Here is a 20,728-nt window from a genome sequence, read left to right on the forward strand (position 1 = left end):
AAATGCCATGCCACCTCCTCTTATTGAATAGGACTGCTGATCTTAGAGCGCGGCGAGACATTGTTAGCGGAGGCGCATCGATTTGTTACGAAAGAAGAGCGGGTTAGTGCGCTCGTGACCATTGCATGAGCGTGTACATCGCGATGGCGAACCGATCAGCGGTCTGCGTTACCTAACGCACATGCAAACATTCATCCAAATCCGCCCCGTTTTGTCTCAATCGGTCAACTTAGGAGCCACCTCACGTTAAAGTCCGACATTCATCGCCGCCTTCGGTCCCTCACCGACAAGCGGCCAGCACCTCCAGTAGCCCAACTCGCAAAAGGACACAAACATGAGCATCTTCGGTGACATCGTGGGCAAGATCTTCCACAAAGCTAAACCCGCCGACCCGGCTCCCGTCGCCCAGCCTGACCCGGCGCCGGCCGCTGCCGTCGACGTGGCGGCTGCCGCGCCCGCGCCGCTGTCCGACATTGACGTGGCCGCCGTGATGGATCAGCTCGCGAGCGAAAGCAGCCAGCAGCTGAACTGGCGCGTCTCCATCGTCGACATGATGAAGCTGCTCGCCGTGGACAGCAGTCTCGAGCACCGCAAGCAGCTCGCCACTGAACTCAAGTACAGCGGCGATATGAACGACTCGGCGTCGATGAACATCTGGCTGCACAAGCAACTGATGCAGGCGCTCGCCGCAAACGGCGGCAAGTTGCCCGCCGACCTCGTCGACTAAGCGCGCAAGAAAGAAAGAGCCCGCGACCAGCAGTTCATCGCTGGTCGCGGGCATTTTCTTTTGCACGTATCGAGGGCGCAATGCATCGTGCACATGTGCGACCGCACGCGAGAATCCTCAGTGCGCGAGGCTTGGTTTCTCGCTGCGGCGCGCTTCGAAACGCTTCATAGACGGTTCCGCTTGGGTCGAGGACGCGCGAACTCGGCAATCGGATCGTCGGCGAACGCGGCGATCGGGTCGGCATCGAACGGCGAAGCGGTCAACGACGATTTCCCACGGCTCGGCTGCGAACCCGCTCGCGTGACCGCCGCGTCCGCCGTCGCGCTTGCCTTCTCGCTCGCGCGCGGCGCCGCCTGCGCGCGCGCGACGTTGGCGCTTCCCAGCCACTCTTCGGTGTACTTCGCAACGGCAGGCGTGGTCAGGGTCGAGAGCGTGAGCAGAAGCACAAATGCAAAACAGGCGTTTCGTACGACCATCATTTCTTTTTGTCGTTATGGATTTAAAACGCGGGACCGCAATGGCGACGCCGCGTGCGTTTTCCGCGCGTCGCCATTGCGGCGTGAGTATCCCCGATGGGAAATGCGCGTTCGACGCGGCAAACCGTCGCTCAGTGCGCGATAACCATCTGTTCCGGCTGGTGATGTTCGGCGTCGAAGTGCAGCGCGGAATTGGCTGCCTGTTCCTGCACGAGGAACTCGCGTGCGGCCTGCATGCCGCGATCGTACGACGCCCGCGCGGTGTGCTCTTCCAGCGCCGCGATCAGCGGCATCTGTTCTTCGGCGACCGAGTGCAACAGGCTCAAAATGTCCCGACGCATGGATTCGGGATACGAGCAGAAGTGTTCGAAGCCGCCGGGCGCCGCCACGATATTGACGAGCGACGTCAGCAGGCGCGCGCGGTTCACGCAATGCTCCTTGATGTGCAGCGAATGCGACATCGTGGCGCGACCGTTCGCGTCGACGGAAATGTGCAGGTCTTTCATGTTATGAGCCTCGTGTGAATAGGAAAATGCGGGAGAACGCGGCATTTAATCGGTTCGCCGGCCAAAATACAGCCGGACTATTCCTATTCGTGCAGTCGGCAACGATCCTTTACGTTTCCCGTCGATGCGTCAAAGAACCGGTTTGAGACAGGCGCGAGCAGCGACGCCGGCCTGTCATCCGGCGTCGCGTCGCAGCCTTGCCAGGCGCGAAGCGCGTTACTGCTTCATCGTTCCAGTCGACTTCGAACCGTGCGCCGGCGGTTGCGACGTATCGGGCGACATGCCTTGTTCGCGCTTTTGCATGAGCGTCCCGCTGCCGGAAGTTCCTGAAGGCGTGCCGCCTTGCGACGCATCGTTCGCGCCGCCCGGCGAGGCGCTTTGTCCTTGCTGCTGCGTCTGCGGGCGCTGGTTCAACTGGTCGCGCGTCATGTCCTGCGCGAAGGAGGCGGTGCTGGCAAGCGCGAGAATGGCGCCTGCGATCGCTGCGGTCGCTTTCATGGCTGTCTCCTGGTATCGGGCGCGAGTTGCGCCGCTGCTATCGATCTAGCATCGGCTGTGCCGCGCGCTCAAAGCGGACATGGCGCTTGTGTCTGAAAACGGTCTACGATAAATATTGGTGCCGCCGATTGGATGCCGGATGCCGATTCATTACAATTCGCGCTCCAAATGAACTTGAGCCGCCCGGATTCGATTCAATGGGCCCAATGCAACGGAGTGTTTCATGTCGATCACACTGAACGATTTATTGGCATGGAGCGAAAGCTTGCCCGATCGCAATAGCGACGAAGCCAAGGTACTCGCCGCGCTTATTGAAAAACGCGAAACCGAATTGCGTTCGCGCATCGCCGATCTGATCGCGGCCGTGAGTCAGCGGGAAAACTGGAAGCTGCATCGATGTGCGGCTACGGCGCGGCGCGTCGAACGAACTTCGACCGCGCATCTCGAAGCGGTTTTCGACTATTTTTGCGATCGCAATGAAGGGCGTTTGCATTTCGAAGCGCGCGAGATTCTCGCCGATTCGTCCATCGACGGCGAGGCAGGCCCCGACCGGCTGTGCGCGCCCGCGATGACGAACGGCGACGCGAATTATGCTATCACCCAAACTTCGCCAGTTGAGCCCATCGTCAACTTGTACGGGCGGATGAAGAATCTGGAGGCGCGGCTCGCCGATACGCCCGGCATCGCATGCGGGATTCAAGGTATCCGAATCATGCGGATGGTGGCGTTGATGTCGAAAGCACGTTCCGCGCAAGTCGCCAATCTCCGCATCAGTGGTATTCAGGCTATCTACCGGCATACGTAATTTTTTGTCGTGCATAAAACGAAAGACGACGTCACGCACGATTTGGCTAATAGATGTGCTTCGGACTTTGTTCTTTGCACGGCTGCGATTGCATCTGAAAATCGCTCGGCTATACTGGATTTCGTCAGCCGAAATTCGTTAGATTGTCATTAACCGCTCGTTCGCCATCCACAATAATCGGTGCCGGCATTGAGAAAACTGAACGCGATTAACGGACACTCGCGCTTTCGGGGACATCGAAACGTAGCGGTCAGTCAACCTTGGAGTCATCGTGAAAAGCCTGCTGAGCAGACGAGGCACATTGCTCGATAACGCGCCGTCGTTTCTTCTCCGCCAGAAGGCGAATGCTCCGGTTCGCTTCGCTGCCCAAAATCAGTCTGACGAACAGGAGTCGTCCGAGAATCCCGCAGCCGTCGCGACGGCTTCGCCCGCGACGCGTGTCACGCCGCTGCGTCCGATAGGCGCGTCGACGCCATCGGCCACGCACGCCTTGCAGGCGGCACAGATCGCGGAAGTCGAGTGGCTCATTCAGCAGTCCTCGCTCGCCGTTTTCCGGACTTTCCAAAGTTTCGCGTATAGTGCGAGCCTGCTTTTCTATCCGCGCGATCTCACTTACTATGCCGTGCTCTATCACGAGGACGCCGTATGGCGCGTGCTGAAAGCGGGCGATATCGACGCTGCGGAGCCCGCGTTCCGTCATTTTGTCGAGCAAGCCGGGCGGCTTGCGGAAGCGGAATTGCGGCGCGCGCACTTGCAGGCGCAAAACGAGCAGTTCGCACGGCTGATTGCCGAGTCGGAAGCGCAGGTGGAGCGATCACGCGTCGATCTGCAGCGCGGCAGCATGCAGGATCAGGAAGTCGCGCTCAGGCAGCAAGAGGTGCGCAAGGATCTCGCGCAACTGGAAGCCCGCCGCGTCGCGGCGCAGGCGCAACTGAACAAGCTGCAACGACAAATGCACCAGCTCACCGCGACCAGCAACGAAACCGTGCCACATCTGCCATCGGGGCGTTGAGGCAGAATCTCGGGCGCTCTCGCGCCGTCGGACGTTCAGCGATCGTCCGTCAATCGTGCCGTCGGTCGGTCTTGTCGGCGTACGGGACGTGAGTTTGCGAAATGTAGCTGCTGAGCCCGCGGCCGGCGCGGGCGCGTTGTTTCATTTGCTCGACGTGAGTGCGTCCGGACTCGCGATAGGTGTAGAGATACGTCCGCCCATCGGCGAAGCGTACGCGAATGCCGTCGCGCAGGATCTCGAATGCCGTCACGCCGGAATTACCCGCGACGTTCCGATATGGCTGCATAAGCGTTTCTCCGCACGTTCCTGCCGCAGGGGCGGGCGGCACGAATTCAAACAAAGCCGGTACTAAAGATTTCTCGATCCCGGCCGATATCGTTGTCATGTATCAGCGGCCGGGGCCAGAAGGGTGTCATGGATAAAGAACAACTGCCGTTTCTCGATTCGAATGATCCGCACTTCCAGCACGCGCGCGCGCTGAGTCTGTCCGTCGGCGCGATCCGCCGCGCGCAGGGCAAGTGCAGTCCCAACGACTTTCCGGTCGGATCGCTCGAATGGCATTTCGCCGTCGAAGAGTTCGCGACCGATGTCCTGCGCGTGCTGATGGGCGACGACGACGCGCAAGATGTCGATCTGCCGCTCGGCGAGCGCCCGCTCGACTGAGATCCGCTACGCGGGCGCGTCCGGCGCTTAAGTGCTACAGCTTCACGCCGCCGGATTCCGGGGCGTCGACGCCGCCGGGCGGAATCGCGCCGGTGCCGGTGACGTCGTTGCTCGTCGCGGCGCTGGACCAGTAGGGCTCGCGGCCGTAGTGCTGATGCACCGTCGTCGCCCAGACGCGATCGGCCATCGACGGCCACGCGTCCTTATCGAATCCCGGCGAATTGCGCACCTGATCGGCCGTCGCGGCGAGGCGAAAGCACCGGTTGTCCGTGTCGAGCGTGAGCGCGCTCCACGGCACGGCCAACAGCTTGTCGCCGATGCCGAGAAAACCGCCGCTCGACAGCACCGCGTACGCCACGCGTCCGCTGGTCACATCCAGCATGATTTCCTTGAGCGAGCCGACGTCATGTCCGTCGCTGCTCAACACCGAATTGCCGTCCAGCGTGCTTGCCGCCATGACGTCCGGGCCCGGGCCCGCGGCCGTCGCCGCACCCTTGCCGATAATCGTTGCGCCACCGGAAGATGACTCCATCGGTCGGTTCATGATCTGCTCCTTGATGGTGACAGGCGTCTGTCTGGCTGACGGTTTGATCGACTGCATGGCAGGCAGCGGACGAACGCCTGATTGACTGCGTCTGCTCTTGTCCGGGCTCTTCTGTGCGAGCAATTCGCGTACCCGTGACCGCGCCCGGTTCTGCTAAGCTGCCGGTTCGTTCATTCTCCACACGGCCCATGATCGAATTCGAGGAACTGCTCGCCGTCGCTTACAAGAAGGAGCGCATGCAGAGCCGCCGCCTCGTGAGGAGCGCGGCGTTTTCCGAGCATGCCGCGTTGGTGAAGACGCTGGAGAAAGCGGCGGGCGCGCAGTCCTTGCGCGAATTGGTGGATGCTCGGCGCGCCGCCCATGCGAGAGCCGCCCATGCGCTGCGCGTGCGCAAGCTGGAACGCGCGAACCGGCCGGCGCAGCGACCGGCGTCAGAGCCGCGTCCCGACGATGACGACGCGTGGATCGGCTGGTTCGACGGCTCCGCGCTGCCGAATCCTGGCCGCATCGGCATAGGCGCGGTGCTGAAGCGTCCGCACGGCGGCTCGATCGAGATCAGCACGACGGCCGGACACGGCGACAGCAGCATGGCCGAGTATCTCGCGCTGACGGCGCTGCTCGAGGCGGCGCAGCGCGAAGGCGCCGCCAAGCTTGCGATTTATGGCGACAGCCGCGTCGTCATCGACGACGTTCTCACTAGCGAAGGCACAGGGGTCCGCTCGCTCGCGGGCCATGCGGCGCGCGTGCGCGCGCTCATCGCGCAAATCGGCGATGTCCGCCTGCAATGGATCCCGCGCGCCCGCAACGCTCACGCCGACCGGCTATCGCGGCAGGCGCTTACGGTCGCCGCTGCGCCGGACTGCGCGGTATCGGCGGCCTGACGTTCAGCCCAGTTTGCGGACATCCGCGGTCGGCACGCCGCCGAAAGCATCGCTCAGCAGATAATCGACGAGCTTGCCCGCCGACTGCTCCGGCGTCGCGAGGTGGCCTTCGCGTTTGAGCGCGTCGAAACGCTCGCGCAGCGGGAAGCGGCCCAGCTCCGTACCGCGGATTTCGGCTTGCATATCGGTATCGACGACGCCCGGCGCGACGCTGCAGATGCGCAAGCCGCCGTTGTCGTCGAGCGCGACGGCACGCGCGTGGTGATCGAGCGCGGCTTTCGTCGCGCAGTAGATGCTCCAGCCGGGGTACGCGTTGCGCGCCGCGCCGCTAGAAACATGGAGGACGCGCCGGTCTGCCGCATGCGCGCTCGCGGCGGCGAAAGCGGCGGCGAGCATCAGCGGCGCCGCCACGTTCACGCTGACTGCGCGGGCGACCGCACCGGCATCCTGATCCGCGAGCGGTCCGACCGGCGCGAGCATCCCCGCATTGTTGATGAGCAGCGCGCGCTCCGCGCCAGCCAGAAAACGGCCGAGCGCGCCGTCCGCGAGCCATGCGCCGAGAGCGGGCAAATCGGCGAGATCGAGTTCCACCTCGTGCAGCCGGCCGGGATACCGTGCCGCGAGCCCAACGTTGCGTTGGCGCGAGATCGCCAGAACGTCGGCGTCGCGCGACAGTAGCGTGTCGGTTAGCGCCGCGCCGAGGCCGCGCGTATGACCGGTGACGATGGCGAGAGTCTTGTGTGGCATGGAGATGTCCGGTGCGTGAAGGAGTCGATGCGCTCTGATTCTATCGGCCCGCGCCGCATGGCGTCTCTCGCATCCCAATAGCGCCGAAAAGCGGAAATGGGAAGGGGTAACACGCATCCGTTGGAAATGGGTCACACACGGGGTCGCGCACACGAACGGACCGCTTTTTTACCTGACAAGATGGGCCGCAAAATCGACAATCGTCAGCCGCGAATCGAATCTGGAGTTTTCCCATGCGCATCCGTCCAACCGCACGCACCGTCGCGCCCTCCGCCGCCAAGGCCGCGCGCTTGAGGCCGCCCGCCGCCGCGCGGCCGAACCTGGCGGCGGCGCTCGCGGCGTGCATCGGATTCATCGGCGTGCCGGGCGCGGCGTGGGCGCAGAGCTCGGTCCAGCTTTACGGCGAGCTCGATGCCGGCCTCGCGTATGTCAGTAACGTCGGCGGCCATGCGCAGTACCGGCTGACGACCGGCACCATCGACGGCAGCTACTGGGGACTGCAAGGCACCGAAGACCTGGGCGGTGGTGCGCGGGCGATTTTCCGGCTCGAACACGGCTATGCGGTGTCGACCGGGCAGGGCCTCAACGATCACCCGATGTACGTCGGCCTCGGCACCGACGCGCTCGGCACGATCACCCTCGGCCGTCAGTACGATTCGATCCACGACTACTTCGCGCCGTTCACGCTGACGGGCGGCACGGGCGGCACGGCCTTCGCGCATGTGCTCGACAACGACAACGCGAACAATTCGTTCCTCGCGGCGAACTCAGTCAAGTACACGAGCGCGACCTACGGCGGCTTCAGCTTCGGCGGCCTTTACGCGTTCTCGAACGCGGCGGGCGGGTTCGCCGACAACCGCGCGTACAGCGTCGGCGCGAACTACACGCTCGGCTCGTTCAGTGCGGGCGCGGCGTATCTGCACAACGACGGACGCGGCAACACGACCGGCGGCGCGTACGACGCGCTCGCGCTGCCCGGCAACGCGCCGGGCGCCGTCGTCGCGGCCAATGTGCAGCGGCAGAACACGTTCGGCGTCGCGATGAGCTACGGCATCGGCGATTTTCAGCTTGCCGGCGCGTTCTCCCGCTCGATCAATTCGGGCGTGAGCGATGCCGATACCGGCGATGCCCTGTCATCGCTCGCGCTCAACAACTACGAGATCAACGGCATCTACAAGCTGACGCCCGCCATTTTGCTCGCCGGCATGTACGTCTACACGAACGGCGGCGGCGCGCACTGGCACGAAGGCGCGTTGCAGGTCGATTACCTGTTGGGCAAGCGCACGGATGTGTATATCGAGTCGATCTATCAGCGGGCGTCGTCCGACGCGCCGGCGGTCATCAATACGAACGACCCGTCGAGCGGCCGCAATCAGTTGATGTTCACGACGGGGATTCGTCACCGCTTCTGAGTCTGCTAAGTTGGCAATATCTGCACGCTCGCCTGGAAGGTGTCCCATGTCGATTCAGACGTTTTCGTTGTTCGTGCCGGCTTGCTTTGCCATCAACATGGCGTTCGGGCCGAACAATATGCTTTCGCTTTCGAACGGCGCGCGCCAGGGCGTGCGCGCGTCGGTGCTCGCGTCGTCTGGACGGCTCGCCGCGTTCGCCATCATGATCGCGATAGCGGGTCTCGGCCTCGGCGCGTTGCTGCTCGCCTCGCAGACGCTTTTCACGGCGCTCAAGCTGGTCGGCGCGGCTTATCTCGTGTGGATCGGAATCAAGCTGATTCGCTCGGGGCCGCAATCGGCCACGCGCGAGGAGGGCGCGGCGCCCGCGGGACTCGCGCGGCTGACGAAGCAGGAGTTTCTCGTCGCGGCCGGCAATCCGAAGGCGATTCTCGTCTTCACGGCTTTCTTTCCGCAATTCGTCGACCGCAGCGCCTATGCGACGAGCTTCGCGATGCTGGGCGCGATATTTCTGCTGCTGGAACTCGTCGCTATCGTCATTTACGCGGCGCTCGGCGCGCGAGTCGGGTCGCTTTCACGCGGCGCTCGCGGCTTCAAGTGGTTTAATCGCGTGAGTGGCGCGCTGATGGTCGGCTTCGGCGTGATGCTCGCGTTGGTGCGGCGTCCGGCGGCCTGAAACGCGGCTGTTCCGGGCAGAGCCGGTCTGCATGCGCGCGTTCTCGTCATTCTGATTCCGACGGTCTTTTCTACTCGCGCCTGACGGGCTCACTAAAAAGCCGCGCGCCTTGATTCGGAATAAGTCGTTGCAGCTTATGCACGCTTCCTCGGGCAGCGATAAGCGATAATCACGTGCTTTTTGCACAGTCGCCGTCCTTTTAGGACGAGTTCGTTTCAATCTCCATGCGTTTTTGAAAGCGCGGTACCGCTTTTGTGGTTGAAGGATAGTCCCATGAATAATCAATCGCCCGCCGCGTCGCAGACGCGCGCGTTTGCGACCGTCTTCCTGATCGAAATGTGGGAGCGTTTCGGTTATTACGGTATGGCCGCGCTGCTCGTGCTGTTCATGATCGATAAAGTCGGCTTTCCCGACGATTACGCCAATCTCACATGGGGCGCGTTTTCCGCGCTCGTGTTCTCGGCGCCTTCGATTGGCGGCTGGATCGGCGACAAAGTGCTCGGTGCGCGCCGCACGATGACTTTCGGCGCAATCGTGTTGTCGCTTGGTTACTTCATGCTCGCGCTTCCGTACGACGCGCTCGGCTTCATGTATGCGTCGCTCGGCGTGATCGTGGTGGGCAACGGGCTTTTCAAGTCGAACGCGGCAAATCTCGTGCGGCGCATTTACGAAGGCGACGACGCGCGCATCGACAGCGCATTCACGATTTATTACATGGCGGTGAACATCGGGTCGACTTTTTCGATGCTCGCGACGCCGTGGATCAAAGACCACTGGGGCTGGCATGCGGCGTTCGCGGTGTGTTGCGGCGGCATGGTGCTAGGCATCGTCAATTTCGCGCTGATGCGCCGCACGCTCGCGCATGTGGGCTCCGCACCGGACGATCAGCCGATCCGTTGGGGCCGCTTCCTCGCCGTGGTGGCCGGCGGCATCGCGCTCGCGGCGGCGACGGTTTTTATCCTTCAGCATCAGGCGGTGGCGAGAGCCTGCGTCTGGGCCGCCGCGCTCGGCATTCTCGCGATCTTCGGCTACATGCTCGTCCGATGCGATCGCAGTGAGCGCGCCGGCCTGCTCGCCGCGCTGATCCTGACGCTGCAGGTGATCCTCTTCTTCGTGTTCTATCAGCAGATGTCGACGTCGCTCACGCTGTTCGCGCTGCGCAATGTCGATCCCGCATTTTCCATTGCCGGCGCGCAACTTTTCACATGGAGCGCGGCGCAGTTTCAGGCGCTCAATCCGATCTGGATCATGATCTTGAGTCCGCTGCTCGCCGTCGCGTATGCGGGCCTCGCGCGGCGCGGCCGCGACGTGTCGGTGGCGGCAAAGTACGCGCTCGGCTTCGTGGTCGTCGCGGTGGGCTTCTTCGTGTTCGGCGTGAGCGGACGCTACGCGGTGGAGGGCCGTGTGTCGTCGTGGTTCATGGTGGCGGGATACGGCCTGTATTCGCTCGGTGAACTGCTGGTTTCCGGACTCGGGCTCGCGATGATCGCGCGCTACGTACCAGCGCGCATGAGCGGCTTCATGATGGGCGCGTACTTCGTTGCGACGGGCGTTTCGCAATATCTCGGCACTGTCGTGGCGAACTTCGCGCGGGTGCCGCCCGGCCATCTCGATCCGATGCAGTCGTTGCCGCTGTACACGCATCTTTTCGTATCGCTCGGCTGGCTCGCGACGGGCGGGGCGGTGATCGCACTCGTGCTGTTGCCGCTGCTCGGCAGGCTGTCGCGGGCGCATCATCGGGCGGCACGGGCAGGCACCAGCGCCGATGCCGCGCAGATGCAGCCGGTTTCGGCATCGTGACATTGTGATCGAAAGAGTGTTTGACTACGTAGAGCAGTCCGGTCTATAATCTTTTTCTTCAGACGCGGGGTGGAGCAGTCTGGCAGCTCGTCGGGCTCATAACCCGAAGGTCGTAGGTTCAAATCCTACCCCCGCAACCAGATTCAAGCACGTTTCCAGCGGCAACCGTAATAAGCCGCTTGGGAACGCTGTCTTCTGCGGCGCAAGCCGTATCTAATTCTCGGGCCTTCGCGCGTCCAGACAAGGCAGCAACAATCATCCTTGCTTCTTCGATAGTACTTCTTAGCAGTTCTCCTCGTTTCCCGGTGTTCCGACGCATGTCGCGCAGCGTGGCTTTAGCCAAGTTGTCGTCTGTTATAACGTGAGAAGCGCGTCTAGCTCACGCTTAGTGAAGCCGCTCGATCAGCCCAGTCGGCTCGGCTCGGCGTGAGCGCCTTGAACGCAACGAACCTTCATCCGTCAGCCCGCCTTCCCGAGTCGAAGCCGTTCGTCTTTGATCGCGAATACTTGTCCATTGCTCGCGCGCGTCGTCTCCGCAAAAGCATCGACAGTTACGTCAACAGCCCACTCCCCAAACACGAAAAGCCTGCATGAGCACCAACTCATGCAGGCTTTCTGCGAATCCCTCAATCATCGTCCGATGGGGCGCACGCGCTAGACGTGCTATCCGCGAGCTTTCGCGCTTGGCGCATCGAGCGCCGATTCAGCGAAACCGCGACCCGCTTGAACTCAGATTGCCGACCGCCACGCAATGCCGAACGACGAGGGCATCAAACCCTACGCCGATAGCTTCTTGCGTCGATCAATAGAATTTCTTCGGCAATTGCGCGCGGCGGATCTGCTTGCGAAGACGGGCGACAGCAGCAGCTTTCTTGCGCTTGCGCTCGGTCGTCGGCTTTTCGTAGGCCATGCGCGACTTCAGTTCTTGAATCAGGCCCGTGCGTTCGACGGTACGGCGAAAACGTCGCATGGCGACGTCGAAAGGCTCATTCTCTTTCAACAGTACTTTAGTCATTGAAATCTCGGTTGATCTGGCCCTGCCAGAATTTGGGGCAAAGCGCAATTGTACACTTTCTGAGAGGCGCGCTGCATCATCTTTCCACGCGAATCTGTGCGGCGCGGCTCGGGATTCACATCCTAGGTCGTTGAATCGAGACGACAAATCCTGACTTACCCGGCCTCCCTCATCCCTAGAACCCGCGCGATCGCGCCGGGCGATTCTCTGGCTCGCGCGGTTTTGCTTCCGGCTGATGGATGACCACATCCGAGCGCGCGACGGCCACGCACGGCAGAATCCAGCCGTCCGCCTTTTCCTCCGCCGTGAGCCCCGGCCAGTCGATGCGATATGCCACTTCACCGGACCGCAACCGGCACATGCACGTGCGGCACGTTCCGTTGCGGCATGAGCGCGGCAGCGACAGCCCCGCGCGCCATGCCGCTTCGAGCAGGGTCGCACCCGGCTGAACCTCGACGACATCGCCGCCAGGCTCGACCGTCATCGTGAAAACACGCGGCTCGCTCACGTTCGCACCTCCGCGTTCGCGCGCCCGTGCGTGAGATCGCGCAGTTCGGCGGCGGCCGATTCTCGCGCGGCGGCGGCGATGCGCACGACGAGCCGCACCGTCATCCCATACGCGCTGTCGACGAGTTCGGCTTCGTGCTGCTCGATCCACCGGCGCACGCGCGCTTCGTCGGCGTAGTCGATCTCGATGCCGAGCAGGGCGCGCTCGATGCGCTCGACGCGCTCGGCCGACTGCATCGCGGTGGCGATGGCGTCGGTGTATGCGCGCACGAGTCCGCCCGCGCCCAGCTTGATGCCGCCGTAGTAGCGCACGACCGCCGCCAGCACGCCGTCCACCTCGTGATGGCGCAGCACTTCGAGAATCGGGCGGCCCGCGGTGCCGGAAGGCTCGCCGTCGTCCGACATGCCCGACTGGCCGCCCGCGAGCAGCGCCCAGCACACGTGCGTGGCCGTCGGGTGCTCGGCGCGCAGGCGTTCGAGTTCCCGCATGGCGGCGTCGCGGTCGGAAACCGGAATGGCGAGCGCGATGAAGCGGCTTTTGCGCACGTCGATTTCGGCGCGGACGGAAGAGGCGAGCGTGTAAGTGGGCAAGGCAGGCGCTTCGAAAAAAGACGAAAAGAAGTCAGGCTGACGCGCGAAGGGCGCGCTGCATCAGCACGGTATCGACCCATTGGCCGAACTTGAAGCCGACGTCGCGCAGCACGCCGACATGTTCGAAGCCGAGCCGTGCGTGCAGCGCGATCGATCCGGCGTTGCCGCTATTGCCGATCACCGCGATCATTTGCCGCCACGGGCCGCGCTCGCATCGCTCGACGAGTGCCGAGAGCAGCGCGAGTCCGATGCCGCGTCCGCCGAAGCCATCGGCGACATAGACGGAATCTTCGATCGTATGCCGATACGCCGAGCGCGTGCGATACACCGAGGCATACGCGTAGCCCGCGACCTCGCCATCCAGTTCCGCGACGAGATAAGGCAGGCCCGCCGCGACGATCGCGGCATGGCGCGCACGCATCCCGGCGACTGTGGGCGGCGCTTCTTCGAATGTGGCGAGCGCATGAAGCACGTAGTGCGAATAGATGCGCGCAAGGGCGTCGAAGTCGCCGGGCGCGGCGTCGCGGATGATAGGCGCTAACGTGCTGCTGGCGGTCATGTCGGTTCCGGAAGGCGGGACGATGGAAGCCCGCACGCGCGTGCTTCGAAGCGGGGATTTTCGCACGTCGCGCCGAGGCGGAAAAATCGCATTCGGCCCGTGCGCCAGCCCACTCAACCTGCGAGTTTTAGCCTAAATAAACGTTGAGTCGCGTCATGGGCGCCCTCTACACTAGGCGCCTGTCGAGCGAGCGGCGTTCGCGCGCCGTTTGCGCCGGCACGCGCGATGATTGCTTCTCACGGCCCGGTTCGCCGCTTTTGCGATCAGCCGTCGCAACGCAATGACGTCAGCGCGAACGAGCGCAACCCTGGCCAGCAACGCGCCCGAGCTTTTCGCCTCGCGGCGCGCGACCACAACACGAAATGAACAAACTCCAACGCGGGGCGCTGGCGGCGCTCCTGATCGTCATCGTGATGATTGCGGCGCTCGCGCCGGCGGGAATCGGCTTGACGCTGGCGGCTCGCAACGAGCGGCAGGCGCGCGTCGAGCGGCTCGGCAGCGTCGCCGACGCGGCGCTCGTTCGCGCGGAGGATTTGACGCGCCGTCTGTCGGGCGCGCTCGGCGAGATCGGCCAGGTGAGCGACGCGCCATGTTCGACGACCTACCTTCGCGCGCTGCGGCGCATCGCGCTCGCCCATGCGCAACTGCGCGACGCCGGCGCCTACGACCGCGACGGCCGTTGGCAGTGCTCGTCGCTGCTCGGCGCGGTGTCGGCGGGAGCGCCCGACGGCCTCACGTTGCCGCCGCCCGACTGGCGCTCAGGCGATGGCGTCAGCGCGTGGTACGGCCTCGCGCGGCTGCCCGGCGGCAAGGACTCGCTCGTGATGGGGCGCGACGGCGTGTACATCGCCGCCGATCCGTCGCTCTATGTGGAGGGCATCGGCGCCGAGATTGCGCGCGCGGGCGATGTCGCCGTCATCAACACCGAAGCGCGGCGCGTGATCGCCGGCACGCCCGCCACCGATGCGTCCGCGGTCCTCGCCGCCTATCGCACGTCGCCGTCGGTGCTCGACTGCGCGTCGGTGGCCGTGCGCCGCTCGGCGACGATGCCGCTCGCCGTCGTCGTCAGCACGCCGCGCGAGACGTGGCGCGCGCGCGCCCGCACGCTGCCGTGGGCGTGGCTGCTCGCGGGCATCGCGACCGGCCTCGTGTGCGCGGGCTGGGCGGCGTACTTCATCGTGCGCAGGCTGTCGCCGCGCGGGCAGTTGAGCGACGCCGTGCGCCGCCACCAGTTCATCGTCGCGTATCAGCCGATCGTCGATCTGGCCACGCGCCGGTGTGTGGGCGCGGAGGCGCTGGTGCGCTGGAAGCATCACGACCGCATCGTGCGGCCGGACCACTTCATTCCGCTCGCCGAGCATCGCGGCCTCATTCAGGCGATCACCGATCAGGTGCTCGACACCGTGCTGCTCGAACTCGGCGACTTTCTCCGGCGCTACGCCGACTATTACATCTCCGTGAATCTGTCCGCGCCGGATCTGACGACGCATCGCTTTCTCGGCGTGCTCAGTCCCGCGCTCGCCCGGCACGGCGTGCGGCCGCAGCAGATTCGCATCGAGGCGACCGAGCGCGGCTTTCTCGACGCCGATGCCGCGAAGGACGTCATCAGCGCGTTTCGCGCGGCGGGCCATGCCGTGTATCTGGACGATTTCGGCACGGGCTATTCGAGTCTGTCGCATTTGCAGAGCTTTCGCGTGGACGGTCTGAAGATCGACAAGTCCTTCGTCGATACGGTCGGACAGGACGCCGCATCGAGCAGCGTCGCTTCGCATATCATCGAGATGGCCGCGACGCTCGGCGTGCAGGTGATTGCCGAAGGCATCGAGCGCGAAGAGCAGGCGGCGTATCTGCATGCGCGCGGCGCGCAGTTCGGGCAAGGCTGGCTCTTTTCGCCGCCGCTCACGGCCGCCGAATTCATCCGCTACGCGGGCACGACACGCGCCCGCTAAAGCCGCAACCGGATCTCTCCATGGACGATCAGACCGCCGTTTCCTTTCTCCGCGATGTGCGGCATCCGCTGCTTGCGCTGCATCGCGCGGTGCTCGCGCATTTGCGTCACGCGCACGAGGCCGAATTCGGGCCGGTATCGCCCGGCGAATTCCTGCAGATCGTGATCAACGGCAGCGGGTATCGCTGGCTTTCGCCGCTTTCGACGCTCATTGCCGCCCTCGACGACGTGCTCGAGGACGACGAAGCCACGCCCGATGCGCGGGTCGCGCACGCGAAGGCGGTCATCGCCATGTTCCGCGCCGAAACACGCGATGCCGCCTTCGCCGAACGCTTCCTGCCGCTCTTGCAGGAAAGCCCGGAGATCGCGGTGGCCAACGGCCATGTCGTGCAGGTGGTCCGTGCGGTGTCTTCGGCCTGACGCCGCCGTGTCGTCCGCTATCGAAAAAGCGACGCAAAAACACGAATTCCGCACGACGCGCCCATGCGGGTTTTCACGGCTGTCGCGCGGGCGCGACGTGGCCACGCGGGCGCACGGACCGCGCGCTTCATCGCAGCGACGAATGGTGCGTCGCAGCAAAACAAGCCATCTTCTTTGAGCGATTGATTTTCGCTTGCGACTATCCGCGCCATTCCAGGAGGCGCGCGCATCGGCAGGACACGCCGCCTCTCATCGACGAAACGACAGGAGGCGCTCATGTCGCTGTACGGCTTCGGCCCGCTGCTTTGGGCGGGCGCAAAGGAAACGCTCGCGCTCGCGATGCTCTCGCTCGCGGTGTCCGTCGTGCTCGGGCTGATCGGCGCATCGGCGAAGCTCTCGCGGCACGCTCTTTTGCGCGGCATCGCGACCGCCTACACGACGCTCATCCGTTCCGTGCCCGATCTCGTGCTGATGCTGCTGCTGTTTTACAGCATCCAGATCGCGATCAACCACGTCACGGACAGCTTCGGCTGGGAGCAGTTCGACATGGACCCGTTCACAGCGGGCGTGCTGACGCTCGGCTTCATCTACGGCGCGTATTTCACCGAAACGTTTCGCGGCGCGTTTCTCGCGGTGCCGCGCGGTCAGCTGGAGGCGGGCAGCGCGTACGGCATGAGCGGCATGCGCGTGTTCGGCCGCATCATGTTCCCGCAGATGATGCGCTTCGCGCTGCCGGGCATCGGCAACAACTGGCAGGTGCTCGTGAAGGCGACGGCGCTCGTGTCGATCATCGGCCTCGCGGATGTCGTCAAGGCCGCGCAGGACGCGGGCAAGAGCACGTTCAACATGTTCTTCTTCATTCTGGTCGCCGCGCTGATCTATCTCGCGATCACGACCGCGTCTAACGTCGTGCTGATGGCGCTGGAGCAACGCTATTCCAGCGGCGTGCACCACGCCGATCTCTGACCCGGAGCCCGACCATGATCTCGATCTTCGCCGAATACTGGCGTCCCTTTCTGTATTCCGACGGCATGCGCGCCTCGGGCCTCGTCGTGACGCTGTGGCTGCTCGCGGCGTCGATTGCGATCGGCTTTTGCGCCGCCGTGCCGCTCGCGTGCGCGCGCGTCTCGAAGCGCCGCTGGCTCTCGACGCCCGTGCGGCTCTACACGTACGTCTTTCGCGGCACGCCGCTCTACGTGCAGTTGCTGCTGCTCTACACGGGCATGTACAGCCTGGAATTCGTGCGTACGCAGTCCTTGCTGGAAGCATTCTTTCGCAGCGGCTTCAATTGCGCGGTGCTCGCGTTCGCGCTGAATACGTGCGCCTACACGACAGAAATCTTCGCGGGCGCGATCCGCGCGATACCGCACGGCGAAGTCGAAGCCGCGCGCGCCTACGGCATGGGCACCTTCACGATGTATCGCCGCGTGATCCTGCCGTCCGCGCTGCGCCGCGCCTTGCCTTTGTACAGCAACGAAGTGATCCTGATGCTGCACGCGACCACCGTCGCGTTCACGGCGACCGTGCCGGACATACTCAAAGTGGCGCGCGATGCGAATTCCGCCACGTATGAATCGTTCGGCTCGTTCGGCATCGCGGCGCTTTTATATCTGGCGATTTCGTTCGCGCTTGTCGCGGCGTTTCGGCGCGCGGAACGTCGCTGGCTCGCGTATCTGAGCCCGGTGCGCGGCTGACGAGCGGTAAAATTCGAAGCGTGCGGAGCATCATGTCATCACCCGAGGAGAATGCGTTGGAGCCGAAAGCCAAAGACGTCGCGACGAAGCTCGTCGCCGAGGACATTCACAAACGCTACGGCGATAACGAAGTGCTCAAAGGCGTGTCGCTCGCGGCGCGTGCGGGCGATGTCATCAGCATCATCGGCGCGAGCGGCTCCGGCAAGAGCACGTTTCTGCGCTGCATCAACTTCCTGGAGAAGCCGAACGCGGGGCAGATCGTCGTGGATGGCGAAGCCGTGCGGACGAAAACCGACCGCAACGGCGCGCTCGAAGTCGCCGATCACAAGCAGCTTCAGCGCGTGCGAACGAAGCTCGCGATGGTCTTTCAGCACTTCAATCTCTGGTCGCACATGACGGCCATCGAGAACGTGATGGAAGCGCCCATCCATGTGCTCGGCATCTCGAAGAAGGAAGCCGAGGAACGCGCACGCGAGTATCTGGAGAAAGTCGGCCTCGCGCCGCGTGTCGAGAAGCAGTATCCGTCGCATCTGTCGGGCGGGCAGCAGCAGCGCGTCGCGATTGCACGCGCGCTCGCCATGCACCCGGACGTCATGCTCTTCGACGAACCCACGTCCGCGCTCGATCCCGAACTCGTCGGCGAAGTGCTCAAGGTCATGCAGCGGCTCGCCGAAGAAGGCCGCACGATGATCGTCGTGACGCACGAGATGGGCTTCGCGCGCAATGTGTCGAACCACGTGATGTTTCTGCATCAGGGACGCACGGAAGAAGAGGGCGCGCCGTCGGACGTGCTGAGCGCGCCGAAAAGCGAGCGCCTGAAGCAGTTCCTGTCGGGCAGTCTCAAGTAACGTGGCGAGTGCTTCGGGCCCGGCGCGCGGGCCGCTGCAAGTGGCGATCGTCGCGCTCCCGCCGGTGTCGATGAGCGGCATCGCGCCGATCATCGACAGTCTCGCGCTCGCCAACGACATCGACGGGCATCGTCTCTACGACTGGCGCATCTGTTCGTGGGACGGCCGTCCGGTGCCGCTTTCGGGCGGCGCGCAGCTTCCCGCCGATTGCGCTTTCAACGACGCCGTCCATTGCGACTGGCTGATCGTCCTTTCCGAACGCTACCAGCAGTTCGCCGACTACCGGCTCTTTCTCGCGAGTCTTGCGCGCGTCGCGCCGCGCACGCCGCTCGTCTCGGGCATTCATCACGGCGTATGGTGGCTCGCGATGGCCGGGCAACTCGCGCAGTATCGCGTGGCCGTGAACTGGGAGACGTATCAGCAGTTCACCGAGCAGTTCGAGCGCGCCATCGTCTCGCAGCAGATCTTCGAAATCGACCGCGATCGCGCGACGTGCGCGGGCGGCCAGGCGAGCATCGACTTCATGCTCGCGATGATCGCGCGCGATCACGGTCAGGATCTCGCGGAGCGCATCGCGGATTCGCTCGGCGTCGGCGCGTTGCGCGCGGGCACCGAGCGGCAGCGCATTCCGTTCGTGACCGCGCCGGGCGAGCGGCATCCGCGCCTGAACGACGCGCTGCAACTGATGGAAGCGAATATCGAAGACCCGCTGTCCACAGATGAAATCGCCACGCTCGTCGATATTTCGCGCCGGCAACTGGAGCGGCTCTTTCGTCAGTATCTGGGCGCGATGCCGTCGAAGTACTACCTCAATCTCCGTCTGACCAAGGCGCGCACGCAGTTGCAGCGCACGAGCAAGTCCGTGGTGCAGATCAGTCTCGCGTGCGGGTTTTCATCGGCGGCGCACTTTTCCAACGCGTATCGCGACCGCTTTGGCGTGACGCCGCGCGAGGAGCGGCGCAACTGGATCGAAAAGCAGCGCGGCGCGCTCGACGAACCGCGCGGCGGCGCATTGATCGAGCCGCCGGAAGGGCGCTAAGTCTCGCTGAATCGGCGCGTGAAAGCGCATGAAAGCATGTCGCGAACGCGCAAGACGGAACGCACGCAATTGCCTAATATCGAAAGCATTGCAATACGACTGCAGCAAGAACCCGTAGAGGAGTGGCACATGACCGACATCAATGTGAATCGCGGTACGTTCGACGAAGTAATGGTTCCGGTTTTCTCGCCCGCCGATTTCGTCCCGGAGAAGGGCCGCGGCTCGCGCGTGTGGGACACCGAAGGGCGCGATTACATCGATTTCGCCGGCGGCATCGCGGTGACGGCGCTGGGCCACGGACACCCGGAATTGCTCAAGGTGCTGCACGAGCAGGGCGAGAAGCTCTGGCACATCGGCAACGGCTACACGAATGCGCCGGTATTGCGTCTCGCGAAACGCCTGACCGACCTGACTTTCGCGGACCGCGCGTTCTTCGCGAATTCGGGCGCCGAGGCGAACGAAGCGGCATTGAAGCTCGCGCGCCGTTATGCCATCGACAAGTTCGGTCCGGAGAAGATCGAAATCATCTCGTTCACGCAGTCGTTTCATGGCCGCACCTTCTTCACGGTGAGCGTCGGCGGCCAGCCGAAATACGCGGAAGGCTTCGGGCCGCAACCGCAAGGCATCCGCCATCTGCCGTACAACGATCTCGCGCAGGCGCTGGAAGCCATCGGCGAGAAGACGTGCGCGGTCATCGTCGAGCCGGTGCAGGGCGAAGGCGGCGTGCTGCCCGCCGATCCCGCGTTCCTGAAGGGCTTGCGCGAAGCCTGCGACAAACACGGCGCGCTCCTGATTTTCGACGAAGTGCAAACCGGCGTTGGCCGCACCGGCACCTTCTACGCGTACATGCAGTACGGCGTGACGCCCGACATTCTCACGACCGCGAAGGCGCTCGGCAACGGCTTTCCCATCGGCGCGATGCTGACCACCGATGACATCGCGCAGCACTTCAAGGTCGGCGTTCACGGCACGACGTACGGCGGCAATCCGCTCGGCGCGTCCATCGCGGAGAAAGTGGTCGAACTGATTAGCGATCCGAAAGTGCTGGAAGGCGTCGGCGTGCGCAGCGAGGCGATCAAGACGCATCTCGCGCGCATCAACGAGCGGTTCGGCATGTTCACGGAGATTCGCGGCCGTGGTTTGCTCATCGGCGCGGAACTCACCGACGCCTACAAGGACCGCGCGAAAGACGTGCTCAACGCGGCGGCGGCCAACGGCGTCATCATGTTGATCGCGGGGCCGAACGTGCTGCGCTTTGCGCCGTCGCTCATCATGCCGATGGCCGATCTCGACGAAGGCTTCGCGCGCATCGAGAAGGCGATCGAGCAGGTCGCGGGCGCGACGGCCGTCGCACGCTGAGTTC

The 20,728-nt window shown here is 64.0% G+C and carries 25 protein-coding genes and 1 tRNA gene; 16 read left to right on the forward strand and 10 right to left on the reverse strand.

Annotated elements, in window-relative coordinates; all coding sequences use genetic code 11:
* Positions 1 to 334 precede the first annotated feature (334 nt).
* Positions 335 to 727 carry a DUF3597 domain-containing protein gene (locus GV035_RS15225; RefSeq protein ID WP_159835874.1) on the forward strand — a complete coding sequence of 131 codons (393 nt, stop codon included), beginning with the start codon at positions 335 to 337 and terminating at the stop codon, positions 725 to 727.
* Between the two features lie 164 nt (positions 728 to 891).
* Here the strand turns inward: GV035_RS15225 and GV035_RS15230 are convergent, their stop codons facing one another.
* The 3 genes from GV035_RS15230 to GV035_RS15240 form a co-directional block, all read right to left on the reverse strand.
* Entirely contained in the window at positions 892 to 1,206 is a 315-nt protein-coding gene (locus GV035_RS15230; protein WP_159835875.1) for a hypothetical protein, read from the reverse strand.
* A 128-nt stretch (positions 1,207 to 1,334) separates the two neighbouring features.
* Positions 1,335 to 1,709, reverse strand: coding sequence for a hypothetical protein (locus GV035_RS15235; RefSeq protein ID WP_159835876.1), 375 nt, complete (start codon positions 1,707 to 1,709; stop codon positions 1,335 to 1,337).
* A gap of 216 nt (positions 1,710 to 1,925) precedes the next feature.
* Positions 1,926 to 2,207, reverse strand: a complete 282-nt coding sequence (locus tag GV035_RS15240; RefSeq protein WP_159835877.1) for a hypothetical protein — start codon at positions 2,205 to 2,207, stop codon at positions 1,926 to 1,928.
* A gap of 223 nt (positions 2,208 to 2,430) precedes the next feature.
* On the opposite strand from GV035_RS15240, the gene GV035_RS15245 reads away from it, so the two are divergent.
* Both GV035_RS15245 and GV035_RS15250 read left to right on the forward strand, forming a co-directional pair.
* Positions 2,431 to 3,012, forward strand: a complete 582-nt coding sequence (locus tag GV035_RS15245) for a hypothetical protein (protein ID WP_159835878.1) — start codon at positions 2,431 to 2,433, stop codon at positions 3,010 to 3,012.
* A 271-nt stretch (positions 3,013 to 3,283) separates the two neighbouring features.
* Positions 3,284 to 4,024: a DUF2968 domain-containing protein gene (locus GV035_RS15250; RefSeq protein WP_236572621.1), complete on the forward strand. Its 741-nt coding sequence runs from the start codon at positions 3,284 to 3,286 to the stop codon at positions 4,022 to 4,024.
* A 49-nt stretch (positions 4,025 to 4,073) separates the two neighbouring features.
* On the opposite strand, the gene GV035_RS15255 is transcribed toward GV035_RS15250, so the two are convergent.
* The gene (locus GV035_RS15255) at positions 4,074 to 4,409 is read right to left on the reverse strand and encodes a hypothetical protein (protein WP_328698920.1); all 336 of its coding nucleotides are present in this window, start codon (positions 4,407 to 4,409) and stop codon (positions 4,074 to 4,076) included.
* A gap of 29 nt (positions 4,410 to 4,438) precedes the next feature.
* Here GV035_RS15255 and GV035_RS15260 point away from each other — a divergent pair, with 29 nt between their 5' ends.
* Positions 4,439 to 4,687, forward strand: a complete 249-nt coding sequence (locus GV035_RS15260; protein ID WP_159835879.1) for a hypothetical protein — start codon at positions 4,439 to 4,441, stop codon at positions 4,685 to 4,687.
* A 34-nt stretch (positions 4,688 to 4,721) separates the two neighbouring features.
* Here GV035_RS15260 and GV035_RS15265 read toward each other — a convergent pair whose 3' ends face one another.
* Positions 4,722 to 5,231: a PRC-barrel domain-containing protein gene (locus tag GV035_RS15265; RefSeq protein ID WP_159835880.1), complete on the reverse strand. Its 510-nt coding sequence runs from the start codon at positions 5,229 to 5,231 to the stop codon at positions 4,722 to 4,724.
* 188 nt (positions 5,232 to 5,419) lie between these two features.
* Between GV035_RS15265 and GV035_RS15270 the strand changes: the two genes are divergently transcribed.
* On the forward strand, positions 5,420 to 6,112 hold the full coding sequence (locus GV035_RS15270; protein ID WP_159835881.1) for a ribonuclease HI family protein: 693 nt from the start codon (positions 5,420 to 5,422) through the stop codon (positions 6,110 to 6,112).
* Between the two features lie 3 nt (positions 6,113 to 6,115).
* On the opposite strand, the gene GV035_RS15275 is transcribed toward GV035_RS15270, so the two are convergent.
* Positions 6,116 to 6,859, reverse strand: a complete 744-nt coding sequence (locus tag GV035_RS15275) for an SDR family oxidoreductase (RefSeq protein WP_159835882.1) — start codon at positions 6,857 to 6,859, stop codon at positions 6,116 to 6,118.
* A gap of 233 nt (positions 6,860 to 7,092) precedes the next feature.
* Between GV035_RS15275 and GV035_RS15280 the strand changes: the two genes are divergently transcribed.
* The 4 genes from GV035_RS15280 to GV035_RS15295 all read left to right on the forward strand — a co-directional run bounded on the left by GV035_RS15280 (position 7,093) and on the right by GV035_RS15295 (position 10,884).
* Positions 7,093 to 8,271 (forward strand): porin, encoded by a 1,179-nt coding sequence (locus GV035_RS15280; protein ID WP_159835883.1) that lies wholly within the window; start codon positions 7,093 to 7,095, stop codon positions 8,269 to 8,271.
* A 46-nt stretch (positions 8,272 to 8,317) separates the two neighbouring features.
* The gene (locus GV035_RS15285; RefSeq protein WP_159835884.1) at positions 8,318 to 8,944 is read left to right on the forward strand and encodes a LysE family translocator; all 627 of its coding nucleotides are present in this window, start codon (positions 8,318 to 8,320) and stop codon (positions 8,942 to 8,944) included.
* Positions 8,945 to 9,217: 273 nt separating this feature from the next.
* Positions 9,218 to 10,744 (forward strand): peptide MFS transporter, encoded by a 1,527-nt coding sequence (locus GV035_RS15290; RefSeq protein WP_159835885.1) that lies wholly within the window; start codon positions 9,218 to 9,220, stop codon positions 10,742 to 10,744.
* Between the two features lie 63 nt (positions 10,745 to 10,807).
* Positions 10,808 to 10,884: transfer RNA gene (locus tag GV035_RS15295), tRNA-Met, on the forward strand.
* A 662-nt stretch (positions 10,885 to 11,546) separates the two neighbouring features.
* Here GV035_RS15295 and rpsU read toward each other — a convergent pair.
* The 4 genes from rpsU to GV035_RS15315 all read right to left on the reverse strand — a co-directional run bounded on the left by rpsU (position 11,547) and on the right by GV035_RS15315 (position 13,416).
* Positions 11,547 to 11,759: a 30S ribosomal protein S21 gene (gene rpsU / locus GV035_RS15300; RefSeq protein ID WP_006999077.1), complete on the reverse strand. Its 213-nt coding sequence runs from the start codon at positions 11,757 to 11,759 to the stop codon at positions 11,547 to 11,549.
* 175 nt (positions 11,760 to 11,934) lie between these two features.
* Positions 11,935 to 12,267, reverse strand: coding sequence for a 2Fe-2S iron-sulfur cluster-binding protein (locus tag GV035_RS15305; RefSeq protein WP_201303979.1), 333 nt, complete (start codon positions 12,265 to 12,267; stop codon positions 11,935 to 11,937).
* Entirely contained in the window at positions 12,264 to 12,857 is a 594-nt protein-coding gene (locus tag GV035_RS15310; RefSeq protein WP_159835886.1) for an IMPACT family protein, read from the reverse strand. The genes GV035_RS15305 and GV035_RS15310 overlap by 4 nt, the downstream gene beginning before the upstream one ends.
* Before the next feature lie 31 nt (positions 12,858 to 12,888).
* Positions 12,889 to 13,416 carry a GNAT family N-acetyltransferase gene (locus tag GV035_RS15315; RefSeq protein ID WP_159835887.1) on the reverse strand — a complete coding sequence of 176 codons (528 nt, stop codon included), beginning with the start codon at positions 13,414 to 13,416 and terminating at the stop codon, positions 12,889 to 12,891.
* Between the two features lie 362 nt (positions 13,417 to 13,778).
* Here GV035_RS15315 and GV035_RS15320 point away from each other — a divergent pair, with 362 nt between their 5' ends.
* The 7 genes from GV035_RS15320 to GV035_RS15350 all read left to right on the forward strand — a co-directional run bounded on the left by GV035_RS15320 (position 13,779) and on the right by GV035_RS15350 (position 20,724).
* Positions 13,779 to 15,365 carry an EAL domain-containing protein gene (locus GV035_RS15320; protein ID WP_159835888.1) on the forward strand — a complete coding sequence of 529 codons (1,587 nt, stop codon included), beginning with the start codon at positions 13,779 to 13,781 and terminating at the stop codon, positions 15,363 to 15,365.
* Positions 15,366 to 15,385: 20 nt separating this feature from the next.
* Positions 15,386 to 15,784 (forward strand): hypothetical protein, encoded by a 399-nt coding sequence (locus GV035_RS15325; protein ID WP_159835889.1) that lies wholly within the window; start codon positions 15,386 to 15,388, stop codon positions 15,782 to 15,784.
* Between the two features lie 276 nt (positions 15,785 to 16,060).
* Complete coding sequence (locus tag GV035_RS15330; RefSeq protein ID WP_159835890.1) at positions 16,061 to 16,750, forward strand: ABC transporter permease; 690 nt, start codon at positions 16,061 to 16,063, stop codon at positions 16,748 to 16,750.
* Between the two features lie 14 nt (positions 16,751 to 16,764).
* Positions 16,765 to 17,478: an ABC transporter permease gene (locus tag GV035_RS15335; protein WP_159835891.1), complete on the forward strand. Its 714-nt coding sequence runs from the start codon at positions 16,765 to 16,767 to the stop codon at positions 17,476 to 17,478.
* Between the two features lie 32 nt (positions 17,479 to 17,510).
* Positions 17,511 to 18,326, forward strand: a complete 816-nt coding sequence (locus GV035_RS15340) for an ABC transporter ATP-binding protein (protein ID WP_201303980.1) — start codon at positions 17,511 to 17,513, stop codon at positions 18,324 to 18,326.
* Positions 18,327 to 18,396: 70 nt separating this feature from the next.
* On the forward strand, positions 18,397 to 19,365 hold the full coding sequence (locus GV035_RS15345) for a GlxA family transcriptional regulator (protein WP_236572737.1): 969 nt from the start codon (positions 18,397 to 18,399) through the stop codon (positions 19,363 to 19,365).
* Positions 19,366 to 19,494: 129 nt separating this feature from the next.
* A complete protein-coding gene (locus tag GV035_RS15350) occupies positions 19,495 to 20,724 on the forward strand; it encodes an aspartate aminotransferase family protein (protein WP_159835893.1) in 1,230 nt (409 codons plus the stop codon).
* The last annotated feature ends 4 nt before the right edge of the window (positions 20,725 to 20,728 follow it).

It is taken from the genome of Burkholderia sp. 8Y, from assembly GCF_902506145.1.
Lineage (GTDB): Bacteria > Pseudomonadota > Gammaproteobacteria > Burkholderiales > Burkholderiaceae > Caballeronia.